Annotated in this window: 17 protein-coding genes; 12 read left to right on the top strand and 5 right to left on the bottom strand. The window is 36.3% G+C overall.

The genetic code is table 11. The features are described from left to right. The first annotated feature begins 132 nt into the window (after positions 1-132). The 7 genes from NG809_RS14825 (at position 133) to NG809_RS14795 (ending at position 8,638) form a co-directional block, all read left to right on the top strand. Positions 133-2,190: a M3 family metallopeptidase gene (locus NG809_RS14825; protein ID WP_262151922.1), complete on the top strand. Its 2,058-nt coding sequence runs from the start codon at positions 133-135 to the stop codon at positions 2,188-2,190. A 166-nt stretch (positions 2,191-2,356) separates the two neighbouring features. Next, positions 2,357-3,286 (top strand): hypothetical protein, encoded by a 930-nt coding sequence (locus tag NG809_RS14820; RefSeq protein WP_262151920.1) that lies wholly within the window; start codon positions 2,357-2,359, stop codon positions 3,284-3,286. Next, on the top strand, positions 3,287-3,835 hold the full coding sequence (locus NG809_RS14815; RefSeq protein ID WP_262151918.1) for a GNAT family N-acetyltransferase: 549 nt from the start codon (positions 3,287-3,289) through the stop codon (positions 3,833-3,835). Between the two features lie 36 nt (positions 3,836-3,871). Further along, on the top strand, positions 3,872-4,255 hold the full coding sequence (locus tag NG809_RS14810) for a tetratricopeptide repeat protein (RefSeq protein WP_262151916.1): 384 nt from the start codon (positions 3,872-3,874) through the stop codon (positions 4,253-4,255). A 33-nt stretch (positions 4,256-4,288) separates the two neighbouring features. Then, positions 4,289-4,759 (top strand): hypothetical protein, encoded by a 471-nt coding sequence (locus NG809_RS14805; protein WP_262151914.1) that lies wholly within the window; start codon positions 4,289-4,291, stop codon positions 4,757-4,759. A 282-nt stretch (positions 4,760-5,041) separates the two neighbouring features. Next, positions 5,042-7,645, top strand: a complete 2,604-nt coding sequence (gene alaS / locus NG809_RS14800; protein ID WP_262151912.1) for an alanine--tRNA ligase — start codon at positions 5,042-5,044, stop codon at positions 7,643-7,645. A 9-nt stretch (positions 7,646-7,654) separates the two neighbouring features. Further along, positions 7,655-8,638 carry a hypothetical protein gene (locus NG809_RS14795; protein ID WP_262151910.1) on the top strand — a complete coding sequence of 328 codons (984 nt, stop codon included), beginning with the start codon at positions 7,655-7,657 and terminating at the stop codon, positions 8,636-8,638. 160 nt (positions 8,639-8,798) lie between these two features. Here NG809_RS14795 and NG809_RS14790 read toward each other — a convergent pair whose 3' ends face one another. The 4 genes from NG809_RS14790 to NG809_RS14775 form a co-directional block, all read right to left on the bottom strand. Then, positions 8,799-9,218: a hypothetical protein gene (locus NG809_RS14790; RefSeq protein ID WP_262151909.1), complete on the bottom strand. Its 420-nt coding sequence runs from the start codon at positions 9,216-9,218 to the stop codon at positions 8,799-8,801. A 160-nt stretch (positions 9,219-9,378) separates the two neighbouring features. Beyond that, on the bottom strand, positions 9,379-9,651 hold the full coding sequence (locus NG809_RS14785) for a hypothetical protein (protein WP_262151908.1): 273 nt from the start codon (positions 9,649-9,651) through the stop codon (positions 9,379-9,381). Positions 9,652-9,687: 36 nt separating this feature from the next. Beyond that, positions 9,688-9,909, bottom strand: coding sequence for a hypothetical protein (locus NG809_RS14780; RefSeq protein ID WP_262151906.1), 222 nt, complete (start codon positions 9,907-9,909; stop codon positions 9,688-9,690). A gap of 172 nt (positions 9,910-10,081) precedes the next feature. Continuing rightward, positions 10,082-10,906 (bottom strand): Rpn family recombination-promoting nuclease/putative transposase, encoded by an 825-nt coding sequence (locus tag NG809_RS14775; protein WP_262151904.1) that lies wholly within the window; start codon positions 10,904-10,906, stop codon positions 10,082-10,084. Positions 10,907-11,416: 510 nt separating this feature from the next. On the opposite strand from NG809_RS14775, the gene NG809_RS14770 reads away from it, so the two are divergent. The 5 genes from NG809_RS14770 to NG809_RS14750 all read left to right on the top strand — a co-directional run bounded on the left by NG809_RS14770 (position 11,417) and on the right by NG809_RS14750 (position 19,595). Next, positions 11,417-13,873, top strand: a complete 2,457-nt coding sequence (locus NG809_RS14770; RefSeq protein ID WP_262151902.1) for a hypothetical protein — start codon at positions 11,417-11,419, stop codon at positions 13,871-13,873. A 681-nt stretch (positions 13,874-14,554) separates the two neighbouring features. Beyond that, positions 14,555-16,027: a PhoX family protein gene (locus tag NG809_RS14765; RefSeq protein ID WP_262151900.1), complete on the top strand. Its 1,473-nt coding sequence runs from the start codon at positions 14,555-14,557 to the stop codon at positions 16,025-16,027. A 64-nt stretch (positions 16,028-16,091) separates the two neighbouring features. Beyond that, entirely contained in the window at positions 16,092-17,900 is a 1,809-nt protein-coding gene (locus tag NG809_RS14760) for a cytochrome-c peroxidase (protein WP_262151899.1), read from the top strand. Positions 17,901-18,168: 268 nt separating this feature from the next. After that, entirely contained in the window at positions 18,169-18,921 is a 753-nt protein-coding gene (locus tag NG809_RS14755; protein WP_262151897.1) for a hypothetical protein, read from the top strand. Next, positions 18,921-19,595 (top strand): hypothetical protein, encoded by a 675-nt coding sequence (locus NG809_RS14750; protein WP_262151895.1) that lies wholly within the window; start codon positions 18,921-18,923, stop codon positions 19,593-19,595. The genes NG809_RS14755 and NG809_RS14750 overlap by 1 nt, the downstream gene beginning before the upstream one ends. A gap of 47 nt (positions 19,596-19,642) precedes the next feature. Here NG809_RS14750 and NG809_RS14745 read toward each other — a convergent pair whose 3' ends face one another. Next, entirely contained in the window at positions 19,643-21,856 is a 2,214-nt protein-coding gene (locus NG809_RS14745; protein ID WP_262151893.1) for a xanthine dehydrogenase family protein molybdopterin-binding subunit, read from the bottom strand. Position 21,857: the final 1 nt, after the last annotated feature.

The raw sequence follows: 21,857 nt of genomic DNA, 5'->3' as shown, positions 1-21,857 counted from the left end.
ATATCTTTTCAAACAAATTTATCTTTTCCTATGACAAGTTATTTGATGAATGAGCATTTTTGTCACACATTTTCGCCGGGCATCGTTTTTGAGAATTAAATTCTAATTAAATTTACCCTTAAAAATAATTCAATGTCAATTTTAACAGAAAAATTCAACACACCATATCATTCCGCACCGTTTGACCAGATTAAAAATGAAGATTATCTTCCTGCTTTTAAAGATTTAATTGAAAAATCTGAAGCCGAAATCGACGCAATCGTCAACAATTCAGACGAACCCACTTTTGAAAATACCATCGAAGCTTTGGCTTTTTCTGGTGAACAACTGGACAGAGTTTCTAATATCTTTTTTAATTTAAATTCTGCCGAAACCAGCGATGAATTACAGCAGATTGCTCAGGAAGTTTCGCCAATTTTAACAGAGTATTCTTCAAAAATCTCTCAAAATGAAGCTTTATTTAATAGAATTAAAAAAGTTTACGACCAGAAAGAAAAGTACAATCTGAACGAAGAGCAGCAAATGCTTTTGGATGAAACGTACAAAGGTTTTGTGCGAAGCGGCGCACTTTTAAATGAAGAAGACAAAGAAAAATTAAAGAAAATCAGCATGGATTTATCTTTAAAATCGCTTCAGTTTGGGCAGAATGTGTTGGCTTCAACCAATAATTATTTTAAACACATCACCAACAAAGAAGATTTAGCCGGAATTCCCGAAGCGATTATCGAGCAGTATGCAGAAGAAGCCAAGGAAAAAAATCTCGAAGGTTGGGTGGTCACTTTGCAGTATCCAAGCTATATTCCGCTTATGACTTATGCTGAAAACCGTGAATTAAGAAAGGAAATCGCATTAGCAAACGGCAAAAAATCTTTTGACGGTGGCGAGTTTGACAATCAGAATTTAATAAGAGAGTTGCTGAATTTAAAACAGCAGAAAGCTGAACTTTTAGGTTATTCAAATTATGCAGATTACGTTCTGGAAGAAAGAATGGCAAAATCTCCAACGAAAGTAATCGACTTTCTGAATGAACTTCTGGTAAAAGCAAAACCGTACGCAGAAAAAGAAATCGAAGAATTAAAATCTCTGGCAAAAGCTGACGGAATCGACGAAATGCAGGGTTACGACCACGCTTTTTATGCCGAAAAACTCCGCAAAGCAAAATATGATTTAAACGATGAAGAACTGAAACCTTATTTCCCATTAGAGCAGGTTCAGGAAGCAGTTTTCGGATTATCAAAACAGCTTTTCGGGCTGACTTTTGTGGAGAGAAATGATGTTCCGAAATACCATGAAGATGTGAAGGTGTATGAGGTTTTTGAAGATGGAAGACTGAAGATGGAAGATGGAAGTGACAATCCTGAAAATACTTTTAAAGCTTTGTTGTACGTTGACTATTTTCCGAGAAAAGGCAAAAGAGCCGGAGCTTGGATGACGAGCTATAAAAATCAGTATCAGAAAGACGGTGAGAATTCCCGTCCGCATATTTCGATTGTGTGTAATTTCAGTAAGCCAACGAAAGATACACCAAGTTTATTAACTTTTCAGGAAGTGACGACATTGTTCCACGAGTTTGGTCATGCTTTGCACGGAATGATGGCGAATACGCAATATCCGAACCTTTCAGGAACTATTGTGAAATGGGATTTTGTGGAATTACCTTCTCAGTTTCTGGAAAATTTCTGCTACGAACCTGAATTTTTGAAAACGTTTGCCAAACATTACAAAACCGGCGAAGTTCTTCCTGATGAAAAGATTGGAAAAATCGAGCAGTCAAAGAATTTTATGGAAGGTTACCAAACGATGAGACAGCTTGGTTTCGGGATTTTGGATATGAATTACCATACGAAAGTTGCAGAGTTGGAGAATTTGAGCGTGAAGGAGTTTGAGGATTCATACACCAAAGCAACTCAACTGTATCCTGTAAATCCTGAAACAGCAATGAGTCCGAGCTTTTCACATATTTTCCAAGGCGGATATTCTGCTGGATATTATTCTTACAAATGGGCGGAAGTTTTGGATGCCGATGCCTTCCAGTATTTCAAAGAAACCGGAATTTTCAATCCTGATACGGCAGCGAAATTTAAGATTTTACTTTCTTCAGGTGGAACCAAAGACCCGATGGAATTGTACAAAAATTTCCGAGGAAGTGAGCCTAAAGTGGAGAGTTTGTTGAAGAGGGCGTTTGGGTAGGATTTTTTCTAATTATAAATTAAACTCCAAAAGGTTAAGGCTTTTTGGAGTTTTTTTTTCAAAAAAAATCTTTGGTTTTATGAATTCGTAATTAGAAAAATAAATTTTTATATTTTTGTCTCTTAAACACAAACCGCAAATTTGTTTATTACCTTAAAAAATCATAATGACAAAAAAAATATTATTCACGGCTTGTTTATTTTTAAGCTTACTTAATTTCTCACAAACAAAAATCTCTACTAAAAAAACAGACAAACATTTATTAATTGAAGGCACAAGTGTGCACTTATTACCTCCCAACGGTTACGAAAAAGCGGCCAACTTTATTGGATTTCAAAACTCTTATATTGATGGTAGCATAATCGTCAATGAACTACCAGCTCCTTACAAAGAACTGAGAGATGGTTTTTCAAAAGAAAACATGTCTAAAAAAGGTATGGAATTTGTCGACAAACAAGAATATTTTATTAATAATAAACCAGCACTGTTAATTGATGCAAAACAATATTCCACACAACACAACTACTATTTTTCAAAAATAATTTTAATTTATAAACTCGACGAAAATAAAACTCTTTTAATCAATGCTAATGTTCCGGAAAATCAAGCAGAAAATTTAATGAATCTAAAATCTTCGGTACTAACTTTAATATATGATGAATCAATTAAAGTTAGTCCATTTTCTTCTTTAGATTTTGATATTGATTATAGCAAATCTGCATACAAACTCACGAAATCAATAAGTGGAACTTTAACTTTTGAAGGACCAGAAAAAGAAGTTTTTATTGTTGCCAAATCTATTAGACAATTCAATCCTGCGGATAAAAAAGGATCATCAATTAATGCATTAAAAGCAATATCACAGTTAGATTACATAAGCTTAATCAGTTCAAAAGATATTAACCAAGATGGTATGTCTGGTTATCAAATTTCTGCAAATGTTCTTATTAAAAACAATAAGAAACCGATGAAAGCAATTCAGGCAATCTTATTTTCTGATAATTGCTATTACACATTTTTAACTGTTGTAAAGCCGCAAGAGAAAAATCTAATTAATGATTTTGAAAAGATTTTAAGCACTTTCAAAAGGAAATAAATGCAAGCGATTTTCCTTCTACCTAACCAAAAAACCCAAAGGTTACTTTTCAGAAAACTTCAACTTTCCGATTTCGAAATCTGGCTGGAACTATTCAAAGACGGGCACACCGCAAAAATGCTCGGAATGGATTATTTTAAAACGCCAGAAGAACGCTGCGAAAAATGGTTTGAATGGACTTTCCACCGCTATGAAAACAATCTTGGCGGACAAAATGTTTTGATTTCAAAGGAAACTGATCAGCTAATCGGACAATCTGGATTATTGGTTCGTGAAGTCGAGAATGAGTTTGAACTGGAGATCGCCTACTCTATTCTTCCGCAATTCCGTGGACAGGGTTTTGGAATTGAAGCAGCAAAAAAATGCAGAGATTTTGCTTTTGAAAATGATTTTCACAACCGCTTAATTTCAATTATTCATCCTGAAAATAATGATTCAAAAAACGTAGCTTTGAATAACGGCATGACTTTCAAAAAACAGATTGATTATTCCGGAAATACGATGGATTTGTTTGAAATCAAAAAGACCGCTTGGAAAAAATCAGATTAATTTGTGCATTCTAAAATCAATTCAGAAATTTGTAGGATGAGCAACATCACCGAGAGATTAGAAAAAGTAATTAAACTTCAGGCAAAAAGATGGGAAAATGAAGATCATTGGGATGACATCAATGACTTGCTGATTACAGAACTGCAGGACATTCTAAAAACCGACCCTCAAAATACTTCCGCCTACATTAATCTTGGAGCCGTTTTGTGCGATTCCGGTGAATACAAAGGCGCGCTGGCTGCTCTTAAAATTGCTCAGCAACTGGGTTCAGAAGACAAAAATCTCTACACCAATCTTGCCATCGTTATGGTCGATATGGGAAAAGATCCCGAAGAGTATCACGAATATTTGGAAATTGCTGAAGAAATGCAGGAAGATCCGCTTACTTTTAAGGCTTATTTTGATCCGCATGCCTATTAATAGGTTGACATAAATTTAAATCCAACTTTAAAAATGAAACGTAAATATTTTGCATTTAGAATTGGTATAATTTTCACCACCATGTCTCTTTTATTGACACTGACATTCGTAGTTCCCATATTTTCTGTACTTCACGCAACTCCAGTAGAAATTCTTGCTTGCGGATTAGTAGATAATAATCCTTACAGCAATGTGGGGAAACTTGCAATTTTTATTTTAGCAACTATTTTATTGCTGTTTTTATTCGTAATATTTAAGGTAATAAAAAATGAAGCAAAAAGACATTCAGATAAAAGTGGTTTTGAGATTCTAGTCATGATGTTAATTTTTTATTTTATAGTTCATCCTTTGGGATTCTATTTATATTGGGGAGCATTTTTAAATTTTGAAAATGATGGTCAATTGATTTTCTCAGTAGTTGACAGCTTCCCATACTCCAGTCTTTCATTTATGGTATTTGGATTATTTATTGATAAAGTCTGGGAAAAAAATCTTGCACAATAATATCTATTCCTTTGATGGATGTCGGCTTATAATCATAACAGTAAATTCAGCATTCACATTATCAATGACACCGTTAAAATTAAATTGCTATTAATTAAGGTCAATCACAATTCCCTTTTAGTTTAAACTTTACAAAATATTAAATATTTTAATTTAAAGTAGCACTAAAATCACTTCACTCTTCAAAAACTTGGTTCTTTTTACTTTTTACTTGTCTCTTTTCTTTAAATTTGCCCATCAAAAAAAGCTAAAGCCGAAAGCATTTAGCAAAAAGCAACAAATATGACTTCACAGGAAATAAGACAACAGTTTTTAGACTTTTTTCAATCTAAACAACACCTCATCGTTCCTTCGGCGCCTATCGTGCTGAAAGACGATCCGACTTTGATGTTTTCCAACTCTGGAATGACGCAGTTTAAAGATTATTTTTTAGGATATAAAGAGCCTAAAGCCTCAAGAATTGCCGATACACAGAAATGTTTAAGAGTTTCCGGAAAGCACAATGATCTGGATGATGTGGGTCGTGATACCTATCACCACACGATGTTTGAGATGTTGGGAAACTGGTCTTTTGGCGACTATTTCAAAAAAGAAGCCATCTCTTGGGCTTGGGAATTGCTGACAGAAGTCTACGGAATTCCGAAGGAAAATCTTTACGTGACCATTTTTGAAGGCGACGAAAAAGAAAATCTGGATAGAGATACTGAAGCTTATGATCTGTGGAAGCAGTTCGTTTCTGAAGACAGAATTATCAACGGAAACAAAAAAGATAATTTCTGGGAAATGGGTGCCAGCGGACCTTGCGGGCCTTGCTCAGAAATTCACGTTGACCTGAGAAGTGCAGAAGAAAAAGCTAAAATTTCAGGACTGGAATTGGTGAACAACGACCATCCACAGGTGGTTGAAATCTGGAATCTCGTTTTCATGCAGTTCAACAGAAAAGCAGACGGTTCTCTGGAAAATCTTCCTGCAAAACACATCGATACCGGAATGGGCTTCGAGCGTCTTTGCATGGCTTTACAGCAGAAAGAATCCAACTACGATACTGATGTTTTCACACCTTTGATTGCTAAAGTTGAAGAACTTTCAGGGAAAAAATATACCGGAATTTTAACGGACGAAAAAGACATCGCCATTCGCGTTGTTGTTGACCACATCAGAGCGGTTTCGTTTGCGATTGCTGACGGACAGCTGCCTTCCAACGGAGGTGCCGGTTATGTGATCAGAAGAATTTTAAGAAGAGGTATTTCTTACGCTTACCGATTTTTAGACAGAAAAGAACCTTTTCTATTTGAACTGGTGGCTGTTCTACAAAACCAAATGGGAAAATTCTTCCCAGAACTGGAAAAACAAGGAAAACTGGTTACTGAAGTGATTAAAAGTGAAGAAGAATCTTTCTTGAAAACCATTGAAACCGGATTATTAAGAGTTGATAAATTAATTCAGCAGACGATTTCTGAAGGCAAAAAAGTATTGCCGACTGAAGAAGTTTTCGAACTGTACGACACGTACGGTTTCCCTGATGATTTAACGAGAATTATTGCAGAAGAAAAAGGTTTGACCATTGACGAAGCTGGTTTTGAAGCTGAAATGGCAAAGCAAAAACAGCGTTCTAAAAAAGACTCAGCTTCCAAAGTATACGACTGGGTTGTTTTGGAAGAAAAGCCTGAAAACTTCGTAGGTTACGATCAGATTGAATCTGAAACTTACATCACAAGATACAGAAAAGTAGAAAATAAAGACGGCGAATTTTATCAGGTCGTATTGAGCGAATCGCCTTTCTATCCAGAAGGTGGTGGACAAATCGGTGATAAAGGTGTTCTTGAAAATGCCGTTGAAAGCTTTGAAGTTCTGGAAACCAAAAAAGAAAACGGATTGATTATTTCGCTCATCAACGGACTTCCGAAAGATGCCGGAGCAGTTTTCTACGCAAAGGTGAATGCGACCGACAGAAAAAATTCTCAGGCAAATCACTCGGTAACGCATTTACTGCACGAGGCTTTGAGAGAAGTTTTGGGAACTCACGTTGAGCAGAAAGGTTCATTCGTTGGCCCGGATTATCTCCGTTTCGACTTCTCGCATTTCAGTAAAATGACGGAGGAAGAACTGGCTTTAATTGAGGAGAAAGTCAATTCGAAAATCAAAGAGAATATTGCTTTGCAGGAATTCAGAAACATCCCGATTCAGGAGGCGATTGACAAAGGTGCGATGGCATTATTTGGTGAAAAATACGGCGACAGCGTGAGAATGATCCAGTTTGGAACTTCAAAAGAACTGTGCGGAGGAACTCACGTAAAACATACCAGCGAAATCGGTCATTTTAAAATCAATTCTGAAGCTTCTGCAGCTGCGGGAATCAGAAGAATTGAAGCGATTTCCGGAGATAAATCTGAAGCATATTTCAAGAGTCTGGAAAAGCAGGTAATTGAATTATCTCAATTGCTGAAATCCAAAGACATCGTAAAATCAATTGAAAAACTGATGGACGAAAACGCTTCACTAAAATCTGAAGTGGAATCTCTGAAAAAAGAAAAAGCAAAAGGAGAAATCGGCGACTGGAAAACGGCTTACGAACAAAAAGGCGACAAGCTTCTATTGGTTAAGAAAACCTCTCTGGATGCAGGTTTTGTAAAAGACATCGTGTTCCAGTTGAAGAAAGAAATCCCGACTTCTATAACGATTGTCTTATCCGATGCAGACGGCAAACCGATGATTACTGTTGGCGTTTCCGACGATCTGGCAGGAATCTATCAGGCAGGAGCGCTGATTAAAGATTTAGCCAAAGAAATCCAAGGTGGCGGCGGCGGAAATCCTGGCTTCGCAACTGCAGGCGGAAAAAATCTTGATGGCTTGGAAAATGCGTATCAGAAGGCTTTGAATCTTTAATGATTTAAGATGTTACTAAAAAAAATCATCATTATTTTTACGGCTCTCCTTTTTGTTGGAATATCGGCGCAGAAAATTTCGTACACTGTCCCGGAATTATTCAAAAATGAGATCAGTGAAAAAAATTATAAAACGATTGCCGATTTATCAATAAAGGAAATTTCAAAACGTGAAAAAGTATTTTCTCTTGATGATGGAGTAATAAAAACAGAATCAGGTTTTCAGGCTGGTTTGGATAACCTGCTTTATAAATCTAAAAATCAGAATGATGACAAAGTTTTAGCTGCGATTGTAAAGGAACATTTTGATGGACTTTTTGATTCTATGGACTTTTCCAAATCAATGGATTTAAAAGACTTCAATAAAGTAAAAGAACATTTAAGTCTACGCATTTATCCGGAAGAATATTTTGATCAGTATTTCAAACCGGAGAATGTAGTATTCAAAAAAGATTTAGAAGGAACTATCACAATTTTAATGCTTGATCTGCCTACAGCTTTTACAAATGTTATGCGTAAAGAAATGTTTGATTTCTGGAAAAAAGACGAAAAGGATCTCTTTGCATTAGCTCAGCAAAATATAAATAAACAGACTGTGACTAAGCTCACTCAAGAGATTGATTTAGGAGGTTCTAAAATTGAAATAAGCTTTATTGAAAATGAAACTTATGCTGGCAGCTATGCTTTAGACCTAATCAATAATTCGACAGACTTTGTTGGTGATTTGGGATCTGTTGTTGCTTTTCCAAACAAAGGTCTCATTAACATCTGTAAAATCACTACAGAAAAGCCTGTAGACTTTGTTAAGTTTATACAGGGTATGAAAAGTCTGGTAGAGAAGTTTCACGATAATCATCCTTATCCTATATCAACAGATTTCTTTTGGTATTACAATAACAAATTCACTAAAATAATGGTGATTGAAAAACCAAATGGAAATATTGATGTTGTATCACCGGATGAACTTACCAAACTTTTAGTGAAACTTAAATAGATAGAAAAAATGAAGTAAAATCGGTTTTAGATTCAAAATTCATCATCAGATAGAATACTTTTAAAAAATAAAAAAACAGGCTCAAACTGGTTTTATGTTTGAGCCTGTTTTTTTTTATTAATTTATCGACTAAGTTTGAAATTCAGTGGAGTTTTTCTACTTACTTATTCTTGATCTCAACTACATACTTGTATTTTTCCATTTTGCTGACGATGGTTGCCATCTGAGCTTCAATGCTTTTTATTTTGCTGTTGCTTTTGGCGAGGTCGCGGTTGGCAGCTTCGGTTTCTTTGAGCAGTTTTGCGGTTTTCTTTGCATCTGCCGAAGTGGTTTTTGGGTCTGATGAAGTAAACTTATCTGTTTTCCTGTCAGATTTTTTATTCAGCGAATTAACCTGAGCTTCCAATTTTACATTGTTCTGTCTTTCCTTTGCAAGATCCATACTTTTATCGAGGAGCTGAGAATAGATTTTAAAAATTTCCTGTTTCTGTTTAATTTCCTCAATGGTTTGCGCTTTCATCTGCGTCCCGAAAATACCAATACCTGCAAAAAATAAAATGGTGAATACTTTTTTGATCATTTTGTTATGTTTAAAAAATTTTGGCAAAGGTAAGGAAGATTTCGGAAGTGGAATTTTTTTGAAATGGAAAAACAAGTTTTGTCATTAAAATAAGAATTTACCTAATAAGAAAAATAGCAGTTTCGTTGTGAGGGTTTTATTTGCTTTTCTTTAGAAAATATTACTGGAGAATTGGCGGTGGCGGTGGTGGTGGAAACAGTTCTTTTGCACTTTCAAATTCCAGCTTCTTATTTGTTTCAGTTAGTTTCAGCTTCATTTTTGTATTATAAATCCAAGCAGAAAGTGAATCCAGCTCTTTTGGAATATGATAACTGTGAACAAAAACCTTTTTTTTAAGGTCATCTTTTTTAATTATTATTTGAAACATACTGCCATCGACGTAATCTTCAGAATATTTAGACTTGATTTTCTTAAAATCTGTTTTACGAAGCAAACCACTTAACTCTTCCTTTTGCTGCTGGGTCAGTAATCAAAAATAATTTCTGTCAGCTTTAGGAAAACTAATATATCCATTGCGTCCGCTATTCCAGTGCTCTTTTAAAAATATGGTGTCGCTTTGCGTAAACTTTATTGAAAAGAAAGTTGAAAAAGTTCCATAAAAAGAATATTCTAAAGAATCAAAATCCTTTTCTTTTTCACTGCAGGCAAAGAAAGCAGTTAATATCACTACGATAAATATTCTATATCTCATTTTAATATCTTTTTTTCGCCAATTATGAAATGTAAGCGCTTTTATCGACTAAAATATATGTAGACTATCAGTTTTCGTACGTTAAAAAGTTAAATGTTAAAAAATAAAAAGCGAATTAAAGACATTCCGCCTATTATAGCAAATTCGTTGTGAGTTGGGTATAACTTATATATTAAAGTTTTTCAATGTCACTACTTGTTAAACCTGTCGATTTAGAGATAATTTCAATATCAACTCCTAATTTTTTTAAATTTCTTGCAACTTCAATTTTTCCTTCGTCAAAAGCCGTATCAATGACACCTTTCAAATCTCGATACGCTTTTAAGCTACTTTCATATTTTTCCAAATCTATCTGTCCGAAGTTTGCGAGTTCAGCTTTCTCAAACGCTTGCGTAAAAACTTCATCTTTGAAAATAGTTGGAATACTTTGAAAATCTTCCAGGTTTTTGATGAAATAGAGCCATTTGTCTAAGCGAGAGCTTAAGTGCTCCTCATTTTTAGAAAAATTTGGCATTTCCAAATAGATAAAAGTAAGTTTGTCATAAAAGATTTTATTGTTTTGATTTTTTAGCTTTATAGTGTGTACAACTTCGCTTCTTTCTGGTTCACTTTCGTAATCGTCAAACGTAAAGTCTAAAATACCAACACAATAAACCGCTTTTAGATTATAGTTCCATTCGCCTCTTTCGGCCTGTTCACGAATTGGAAAAGTGGAGTAATAAACAGTTCTTTCCTTGAAATAATTTTGTTTAGCTTTTTGAAGTTCTACGATAAATTTTTCGCCATTTTCGTTTTCACAATAGATATCGTATATAGCTTTTCTATCAGTTTCGGTTTGCCCTAGCTGTTCAGTATTTTTAAAATTTAAATCAACAATTTTGTTCGTTTGTGGCAAAAGAGCGTTTAAAAAGTCAATAAGCAAAGGCTTACTGGCTTCTTCACCAAATATTTTCTTAAATCCGAAGTCTGTAAATGGATTTATATATTTCGCTTTCATAGCATTATATTTAAATTTCTTTTACAAATTTAAACATTTCCTGCCTATTTTTAGACTGCCGTTTTCGAACTGTATTTCTGGTTTTGGGATTGTGAAATAATTCGAAAATAAACTGCAACTATTTTTATTTTGTACGCAGTTTTTAGACTTTCATTATCTGTAAATTTCCTCGTTTGCTCGCATTGTTTTACTTCCCGAAGAAAACAGTTACTCTTCTTAATGCAACATTATTAATACTCGCTCTCACTTTTATGAATTCAACTGTAACTATAAATTTACAATTTTATTTCAATACAAGATGATTTTTATAGACATAAAAATTACAAACTTGAAAATCCTTAAAAACCTTAACTAAAAAAAAAATTATCATTAAAAAGGGAATTGAACTTTGTCAAATTTAACCATATCCAATTGAAAAACAATCACTTTCTTATTTAACAAAACATTATATTTCCCCACCCCATTTTATTTCACACTAATCAATAGTTTTGCTGCATCAATACTATTTCAATGAATAAACTTTTATCCGCTCTCTTTTTGTTTTTCAGCATCTTTTATTTCAGTCAGAATCAGCTGAAGGTGATGAACAAAACTAATAAACAACCCATCGCTAATGCTGCAGTTTACTGTGATGATGCTTTGCTGGGGAAAACAGATATCCACGGAGTTTTGTCCTTGAAAACCAAGTGCAAAAAAGTAGAAATTATTGCCAATAATTTTGATGATGCAACGGCTGATGTGAAGAAAAATACGGAAGTTTTTCTAAATCCGCTTTCTGAAAAGATGCAGAATATCGATAAGATCGTGATTTCCAGCAAAAGTGATGACCGAGCTTTGAAAATTCTTGATGAATTCAACAAAAGAGAAAAAGAAAACTCTCCAAAGTCTCTGGATTCCTATGATTTTAAATCTTATACCAAATATTCTATCGATGTAGACAAAGATTCGATCGACATTTACAAAAACTTTCTTTCTGTGAGAAAAGATTCCCTTTCAAAAGTGGATAAGAAAGATTTGAAAATGAAGCCTAAAGAAATCAAAGACTCGCTGATTGGCGAAGAGTTTATCGAAGCTTCACAGGAATCGCAGATGTTTCTCTGGGAAAAAGCGACGGAGTACAAATATTCTCAAAAGTTTGGTGAAAAAACCAATATCCTCGACAACAGAATGTCGGGTTTTAAAAATCCGATCTATGAAGCTCTGGCAATCAATATTTCAAATTTAAACCGGACGCCGAGACAGCTGAAACCTGAAAACAGACAGCTTTTCTACTTTTTTCTTTCAGACACGATTCAGATTGACGGGAGAGATACTTATGTGATTAAATTCAAGGAAATTACAGACAAGAAAAAACAGAATCCGAGGAAATTCAATGGAAATATTTTTATTGACAAGCAGACGTATGCACTTAAAAAATTTGAAAGCGTCAACAAAAAATCAAACGCCGGAAACATCGTCTCCGTCTGGAAACCCATCAACGGAAAATGGTTTCTCGACTATGAAGATATCAGGCTTAAAATGGGCGACCAGTCTTTTGACACATCCAAAAAAGACAGCATCAAAGCGGGCGAAAAAGCAAAATACAACTCAAAAACTTTTGGAAATTACCTGTACGTGAAAAACCGATTCTTCGATTTTGAACTGAACAAAGAGCAGAAAGCCAATGAGTTTAACGGCTACTCTCTCGAATTGCAGAATTCAGACGGCAACCTTCTCGACAAATACCGTACAGACAGCCTTACCACAAGGGAAAGTTCGACTTACGCCACTTTGGATAAGTTTGTGGAAAAGCATGATTTTGAAAAGAAACTCAGCTTCCTGACCCAGCTGATGCGTGGAAATCTACGTTATAAAATAATCGATTTTGATCTGACCAAATTTTTCAGCTACGACAAATATCAGGGATTACGATTGGGAGCTGGTGTAAAACTGAACGAAAAATTCAGCAAAACCATTTCTCCTGACGGCTATTTTGGTTACGGATTTAAGGATCACAGATGGAAATACGGTTTGGGAGTTGATGTAAAACTTTCGCAGAAAAGAACTTCGGTTTTCAGAGTTGATTATATGGATGATGTCTTTGCAGCAGGGCGTTTCAGCAATAATATGTGGGATATGATGATGAATCTGGCAGACAATAATCTCGATCTACATAACGCCAATTTTTACAGAAATCAGAAATGGGGAGCGTACTATTCCTATGACCTCTCGAATTCTTTAAGCATGAAAATCGCCTTGAATAAAGAGAAACAGAATGCCCTTTTCGGATACCAGTATCAGAATCTCGGGAACAGTTTTGACAATACCAGCGCCACGCTTTCCCTGAGATATTCGCCAAACGACAAGAACATCATGACCCCAAGCGGAAAATTCACCTTCGAAAAAGGTTTCCCACAGGTCTATATGAATTTTGAAAAAGGCTTCAACGTCTTAGGCGGCGATCTTGATTACCATAGGCTGGATGCGATGTTTGTGCATCAGTTCAGAACAAAACTCGGCTACACCAACATCAAACTTTTTGGCGGAATTTCTTCAGGAACAGCGCCAATATGGAAGAATTTTGAAATTGCAGGTCACAGAGACGCCAATCCGAATGAATGGTACTCCAACATCAACACACCTTCCAATTTAGGTTTTACTACGATGCCTGCCGGAACTTTCTTTGCCGATAAATTTGCAGGGTTTAAAATTACCCAGTATTTGCCTTTCAGATTCCAGACCATCGGAACGAGATACTCCAACATCGAACTTGAATATCAGTCGGCCATCGGAGCTTTCAAAAATCCACAGGATCATCAGTTTAATTTTCAGGTTCTCGACCACAACTATCAGGAAGTTGGCGTACTGTGGAATCGCTTCCTGGGAAGAAGTTTCGGGCTTGGATTTTCTTACAGACTCGGGCATTATCAGACATCAGAGTTTAAAGAAAATTTCGGAATTAAGTTGAAGTTTAATTTCTTGAATTAGGATCCTCTCCCCAGCCCTCTCCGAAGGAAAGGGAGTTGGAGTGAGCTATTTTTACTGTATTTTTTTACAAGGCAGAAATCATTGGGTTTCTGCTTTGCTATTTTTTTTCAAATATTTTATCACAGATTTTAAAACCATTTTTCTTTTCCCCAACCCTAAAGGGAGGAAAAATGTTTTTAAAATCTAATCAAAATTATCCCTCTTTTAGACTGAAAAACATAGATAATGAGGTTTACCTACGCTCTGATTGTAGCAAAAATGTTCGGAAAATTTTATCAAAATTACTCCCTTTAGGGTCGGGGAAAATAATTTTGATGAAATTTCAATAAAGAATTTGATAAAACAATCAAGCATTCAGTTGAGACGATCAACCATTTGGTTGAGGCAATCAAGTATAATTTATTACGTTCCAACACTTTACAGCCATATTTGAAAACTTTCAAGATCTCAAAAACCCAAAACACCTCGCCCCTCTCTTCCGATCTCTCCATCTTCCCGCTCCTTTCTCCCATCTTCCCTCTCCCCTCTTCCTTCCTATTTAAACTCATTCCAATTATTGATTTTCCGTTAACAAATCATCATTTTAATCATAACAAAATTAAACGATTGGTTTTGTCCCGTTAAAATTCAGTTCACACTTTCCTCTTAGTTTTGTGACATCAATAAACTATAGAAAGTATTATGAAACTAAACCACACTTTGGCAGCTTTGTTTTTATCTGCTGCAGTATTTCAGAGTTGTAATGACGATGACAATACTGAAAACCCAACCAACGAAGATATCAAACTTGAAAACTTTTCTAAAGAACCGGCTTTCGTTTACGGAATGGCAGGTTTTGAAAACTTAAACATCACAACTTTGATTTCAAGTTCTGATGTTTTGGCAGACAGCCCCAACTTTGTATTTGCAGGACAGCCGGACGGAATGGGAATTATGAAAGACCCAAACTCCAATGGTTATTTAATGATCACCAACCATGAAATCACGCAGTCGGTTTCAAGAGTTTATTTGGATAAAACTTTCAAACCTGTAAAAGGTGAATATATCCTTAACGGAATCGGTGGAATGACGAGATTGTGTTCTGCTACTTTGGCGACGGTTGCTGAGCACGGTTTCAGCGCTTTCCTTACGGCTGGAGAATCCGGTGAAGAAAGTATGGTTCATGCTTTGAATCCTTTGGCGGCAGCGTCTCAGGCTTCAGACAAAACAAGAGTAAAACCAGCTTTGGGTAAAGCTTCCATGGAAAATGCAGTTCCGCTTCCTAAAGATGTTTCCAACGGGAAATCTTATATTTTAATTGGTGAAGATCAGTCTTATTCTACTTCGCACCAGTCTGCAGGTCAGCTTTTGATGTACGTTGCCGATACTCAGGGAGATTTGGATAACGGTAAACTGTATTCTTTAAAAAGAACCAACAACAATACTACAGAAACTGACATGACCAAAGGTTCTCAGTACGATGTGGAGTTTGTGGAAATTACCAATGCTAAAAATTTAACCGGAGCACAGATCAATCAGAAAAATTTAGATATCAACGCCATCCGTTTTTCAAGAGTGGAAGATGTTGATTACAGAAAAGGTGCAGGAAAAGGAAGAGAAATCTACTTCACAGCTACCGGAGAATCGAATGACGGTGTAAATCCTAAACCAGGATTGACGATGTGGGGAAGAGTATATAAACTGGTTTTAAACCAAAACAATATGATGACTGGAAAGCTTGAAGTGGTAGCAGAAGGAGATTCAAACCCAGGAAATAACCTGATTAATCCTGACAACCTTTGTGTGACGGAAAACTTCGTTTACATTCAGGAAGATGGTGACTCATATTACCCAGCTGCAACGCACGATTCTTACATCTGGCAGTTGGATATCAACACAAAATCTTACAAACCATGGTTGAATATGAAGCACGGAAGAACAGACTCTGCATGGCAGACAGCTTACAACCAATCCGGAAATCTACAGAAATTCGGGTCTTGGGAATATGGAGCGATGATCGATGTTTCAGACATCATCGGTGTTCCGAATACTTTTGCAGTGAACATTCACTCTCACACATGGCAGAAAAACGGTTTTGCCAATGCTGACGGAGCAGGTGTAAATACCAACAAAGAAGGCGGACAGATCGTACTGATCAGAAACGTTCAGAAATAATATTAACCATGTAACCTTTAAAAGTATCAGTAGAGTTTTCTCTATTGATGCTTTTTTATAAATAATGAAACTTTTTAAAGATCCTTTTTGCGTTTTTCTGATTCTGCTTTTCAGCATTTTCACGATTCTTCAGTGCAACAAACCCAATCAGCCTTTGCAGGACGATTTGGTGGAAGTGAAAAATGCAGTTTTTAAAAACAATGAACTTTTTCTTGCTCAAATTGACGAATTAATTGATTTGGTTTCCAAAGATGCCGACAACAAAATTGTTCAGAAAAAATTTGACAACCTCCGCCAGACCTACAAAAAAATGGAATGGGCGATAGAATATTTCCTGCCTCATTCTGCAAGATTTATCAACGGACCGGCTTTACCCGAAATTGAGATGGCCGAACACACAGAAATTGAGCCCGAAGGTCTTCAGGTTTTGGAAGAAATGTTTTATACGGATGAAAAACAGGACAAAAATGAAGTCATCAGAATACTTAAAAAGCTGACCAATAAAGGGAATACCATTAAAACCAATTTTCAGGTCATCACGGTTACCAAAGATCAGACTTTTGATGCGTTGCGACAGCAGGTTTTCAGAATATCAAGTCTTGGAATTGCAGGTTTTGACACGCCGATCTCAGGAAAGTTTCTGGATGAAATGCCCGTTTCGCTTGAATCTTTAAAATCTTTTTTAAACACAATTTCAACTGAAAAATCTCAAAATTCTTCTTTAAAAAAAATCGTTTCACAAATTGATCTATCTCAAAAATTTTTAAATCAAAGTAAAGATAAAAATACTTTCAACTATCTTGAATTTATCAGTGTTCACCTCAACCCACTTTCTTCTCTCCTGCTCGATTTCAGAAAGGAAGAAAACATTCCTGATGTGGAAGTGACGACTGCCCTGAGAAAGAACGCAGGCAATTTTTACTCAAAGGACGCTTTTGATGTGAATGCATTTGCTCCTGGAAAGCAATATGAAATGTCGCCCGAAAAAGTGCAGCTCGGCAAACAGCTTTTTAATGATAAATTACTTTCCAACAATAATTCAAGAAGTTGTGCAAGCTGTCACAATGCAGAAAAAGCCTTCACAGACGGTTTGGAAAAATCAATGTCATTAGAAAATGCCAAATTACAGAGAAATACGCCTTCTCTGAACTATTCAGCATTTCAGCATGGTCAGTTTTGGGATATGCGAAAAGATGATCTGGAAGGTCAAAGTTCGGACGTGATTACCAATAAAGAGGAGATGCACGGCGATTTGAAAACCATTATTGTAAAAATTAATCAAAATAAAAATTATCAGCTGGCGTTTGCTAAAATTTTTAAAACTGATAAAATTGAAGAGTGGCAACTGCAGAATTTATTGGCGAGCTACATCCGTTCATTGGCAACTTTCAGTTCAGATTTTGATGAATACATGCGGGGAAATAAAAACGCTATGACCGAAAAGCAAAAAACAGGTTTTAATCTTTTTATGGGAAAAGCACAGTGTGCGATTTGTCATTTTTTACCACTTTTCAACGGAACTGTTCCACCGAATTATAAAAAAACGGAGCAGGAAGTTTTGGGCGTAGCTGAAAATTCTTCCAATAAAAAGCTCGATTCAGACTTAGGCAGAGGAAAATTTCATGAAACAGTAGCTTTTCTTCAGAATTCATTTAAAACACCAACCTTGAGAAATATTAGCAAAACCGCTCCATATATGCACAACGGTGGTTATAGAACCTTGCAGGAAGTAATGGAATTTTACAACCAGGGCGGCGGAAAAGGTTTTCATTTAAAAGTTGAAAATCAAACGCTTTCAGATGCAAAACTGAATTTATCCCAAACCGAAATTGATGAGATTATTGAGTTTCTGAATGCTTTAACAGACAGGTAAGTTTTATTAACCTATCCCTCTAATTAATATTAAAAAACATCTAAGAAAAACTCTTCGACAAGCTCAGGGTGACATCGCTTACACCGACTGTTTATTTCTTCATTGTCAGGCTGAGTTTGTCGAAGCTTTTATTTGTAATAAAAGTTTTAAACTAGAAGTTTACATACTTTAAAGAATGACAAATTCATTATTTTGTGAAATTTATAAACAGAATTCATTTTCGGATTCTGTTTTTTATTATCTTTTCAAAAATTTTAAATCATTAGAAATGAAAAAACTCCTATTTGTTTTTGCTGTTGCCTTCATGCTTGTCAGCTGCAAAAAATCTACAGCAACAAGAACTGAAGAATTCGTAAAAATGTACAACAACACCAGCGATATGATGGTGAGAAGTGCAGGCTTTAAATCCACAAAAGCAACATCTACTCCGACCGGTGATGTTGATATTGAAATTAAAACGACTTACCAGAATAACGATATGGAAGCTGAGCTGATGAAAAATGCAATTCCTGATATTATCGGACAGGCAATTCAGGCAGAGCCGTCGGGGAAGGAACTTTTGGCAGAAGGTGTGAAATTTAATCTAAAAGTTTACAGTGCAAACGATGTGATGATGTCTGCTCAGACTATTGACAAAAACACAAAAAAAGGCAACATCGATCTTGAAGCCATAGCAAAAGGAGGAAAACCAGACAGCTCACAGTTAAATGAAATTCTGAAGGTTTTCAGCAAAAGTTTACCAATCGTAGACAAAGCCTCAGGCGTAAAAATCGTTGCCATCACTGCTGATGCTGACAACAACATTTTGTATTCCGCAGAGGTGCCGGATCAGTATGCAGACGTGCTTGCAACCAATGAAGCGACACAGGTAATGAAAGATGAGATGATGAGATCTCCTGATGTAAGACAGATTTTTGCACAAACCGAGGCGATTGGTGTAAACAATATCAAATACATCTACAAAGACAGCAAAGGTAAAAAACTGAACGAAATCACCATCAAAAGAACAGACGTAAAGTAATGAACGATAATTCTTCAGTATGGAAAACCATTCTGACAGTGGCTCTTTGTTTAATAAGCATCATTCGTATTGCGATGACATGCAACAAGACTTCAAAACCTTCTTATTCTGAAGATATAATTTTCAATGGAAGTAAATTTAATGCTAAAAATTACGACCATCAGAGAGAATCTGCAGACGAAACAGCTTCCAACAATCTTTTCTATGAAAGCTATGACAGCATCAGCCATCTCAGTGATTTTGAAAAAGAAAATTATAAGGTGATAAAACTGGAAAGAGATTCTTTGATTCTACTGGATGTTTTCTCGAAAATCAATGTGGAATCGGGTGCTTATTTTCAGAAAAACTATGACGACACTTTGAATCTAGCAATCAAAAAACCTGACAATACCAGTATTTTTCTGCATTCTTACGAGTCTGCTGATGACTTAATGACGAATTTCAAAGCTGTAAAAAGCAGGTTTGATTTGCAGAATCTCAAGGTAAAAGTTGACGATAAAGATTCGAAATTTATTTCTTACAGTATTAAAAAAAGCGGAAAGAAAACCAATGGCTACGCACTGTTGACATCAGACAAAGGCCATTTCACCGCGCTGGAAATCGAAAGCAACAAATTATCCGAAGATGATCTTCAGCTGCAGGCATTCTCATTGATCTCGCAGATTATCAAATAAAAAAAACTCCCGAAAAATTAAATTCGGGAGTTTTTGTTTGATCTAAATTATCCTTTCAAAATTTTATCCGGTGTAATCGGTAAATTTCTAAAGCGTTTTCCGGTAGCATTGAAAATGGCATTGGCAATGGCTGGGGCTGATCCGATAATTCCTACTTCACCAAGACCTTTTGCTCCACTGGCATTAAGATTAAAATCAGGTTTATTGATGAAGTCAACTTCGATGATTGGAACGTCTGCATTTACAGAAAAATGATAACCCGCCAGATCTTCGGCTACCAAAGCACCAAGACGTTTATCTATTGTCATCTCTTCCATTAAGGCCATTCCCGTTCCGCCCACAACGGCACCGATAATCTGGTTTTTTGCCGGTTTTTCGCTGACGATTTTGCCACCATCAACGACGCTCACAAAACGGTCAATTTTTACTTTTCCGGTCAGTTCATTTACTTTTACACGACAGAAATGAGCTGCCCCCGATGCAAAAGCATACTTCTTCTGATCTGCACCAGGCTCGGTAGTTTCCTCAACTTCAATGACCGTTAAATTATTGTCACTGAAAATTTTCTGAAAACTTACTGAAGCTGTTTTATTTTTAATTTTAATATCAGATTCAGACAAAATAACATCTGAAGGTTTTATATTTTTAAAATCAGGGTTTATTTTTTCAGCGTATTTTATCAACTCACTTTTCAAAGTTTCTGCAATCGCATTAGACGATGCGCTGATGGAAGAAAGTCCGCGGCTTCCCCCCTGACTCGGTGCCTGCGGAAGCGTAGATTTTCCGAGATCGATTTTAATTTTACTTAAAGGAATTCCGGTGTTTTCATGAACGATATTCCGCATTGAAGTTCCCGTTCCAGTTCCGATGTCGGTCATCGCCGTTTTTACAATTACATTTCCGTTGACGTCCATTTCCAGTCCGGCACTTGCTTTTCCACGTCCGGCAGTCCACATTCCTACTCCCATTCCGTAACCGATGAGCCAGTTGCCTTCTTTTTTCTGTCTTGGCTGCTGATTCCTTTGATTCCAGCCTATTTTCGCAGCCCCTTTTTCCATACATTCTCTGATGTAATTGGTAGACCAGTCTTTGCCGCTTTCGGGATCTTTGATATCTGAAAGATTTTGAAGTCTGATGGCCAATGGATCTTTATTCATTTTAAAACAAAGCTCATCAATGGCAGATTCCAAAGCAAAAGCTCCGGTGCATTCTCCAGGACCCCGCATCCAGGTCGGCGTCGACATATTCAGGGGCACTGTTGCCATCTGCGTTTTTAAATTTTCAAAACCATACGCCAGACGGCTGATTCTCGTGATATTTTCAAGGAAATTTTCGTAGAGTGAGGTTGTATTTTTGCTGTCGTGAAGCAAACCGGTAAATTTCCCTGAAGCATCTGCACCCAACTTTATTTTCTGCCACGATTCCGGACGGTAGCCGACCAGACAAGACATTTGAGTTCGTGTGAGCATCAGTTTTACAGGCTTGTTGATCTTTTTCGCCGCCATAATGGCTAAAATCGTATTTGGCCAGACCCTGAGACCTGAGCCGAAACCACCACCCATAAACTCAGTGATGACCTCAATATTTTTTGGCTGAAGACCAAACAGTTTGCCCACCGTATTCTGAACTCCGTTGACACCCTGATTTTTATCGTATAATTTCAGTTTTTCATCGCCATTCCAAATGGCGATGGTGGCGTGCATTTCCATAGGATGATGCACTTCGCCTTCGATGTAATATTCCTGATCGACATTGAAGGCTGAGGATTTCCAGTTGTCAACATTTCCTCTTTCCTTTCCGTCGTTTTTTAATGGGATTGAAGGATGAGAATTTTTGAAATCAACATTAGCTTTCGTCTGCTGGTAGGAAGTTTTAACCAAAGAGGCAGCGTATTGAGCTTCCTCCAAAGTTTTTGCAATCACGACTGCAACGGGTTGACCTTTAAAATAAACCGTATCGGTATGCAGAACCGGAAGCCCGATTTTGCTTTCTTTAATTTTTTCTTCTGACGCTAAACCAGCTACAACCGGCTTATTGTTGTGCGTTAAAATATCCAACACACCATCTGCAAGCATTGCATCTGCCGTATCAATTCCAGTAATTTTCCCTGATGCAACAGTACTTCCAACAATTACGGCGTAGGTTACATTTTCGGTTTTGTATTCTGCGGAGTATTTTCCACGGCCTGTCACTTTTGCCAAAGCTTCGGCGCGTCCTTCTTTTTCTATATTGAAATCTAAATCATTATCAAAAAATGCCATA

The organism is Chryseobacterium foetidum, from assembly GCF_025457425.1.
In the GTDB taxonomy this organism is placed as follows: domain Bacteria; phylum Bacteroidota; class Bacteroidia; order Flavobacteriales; family Weeksellaceae; genus Chryseobacterium; species Chryseobacterium foetidum.
This window is presented reverse-complemented; position numbering and strand designations above follow the sequence as displayed.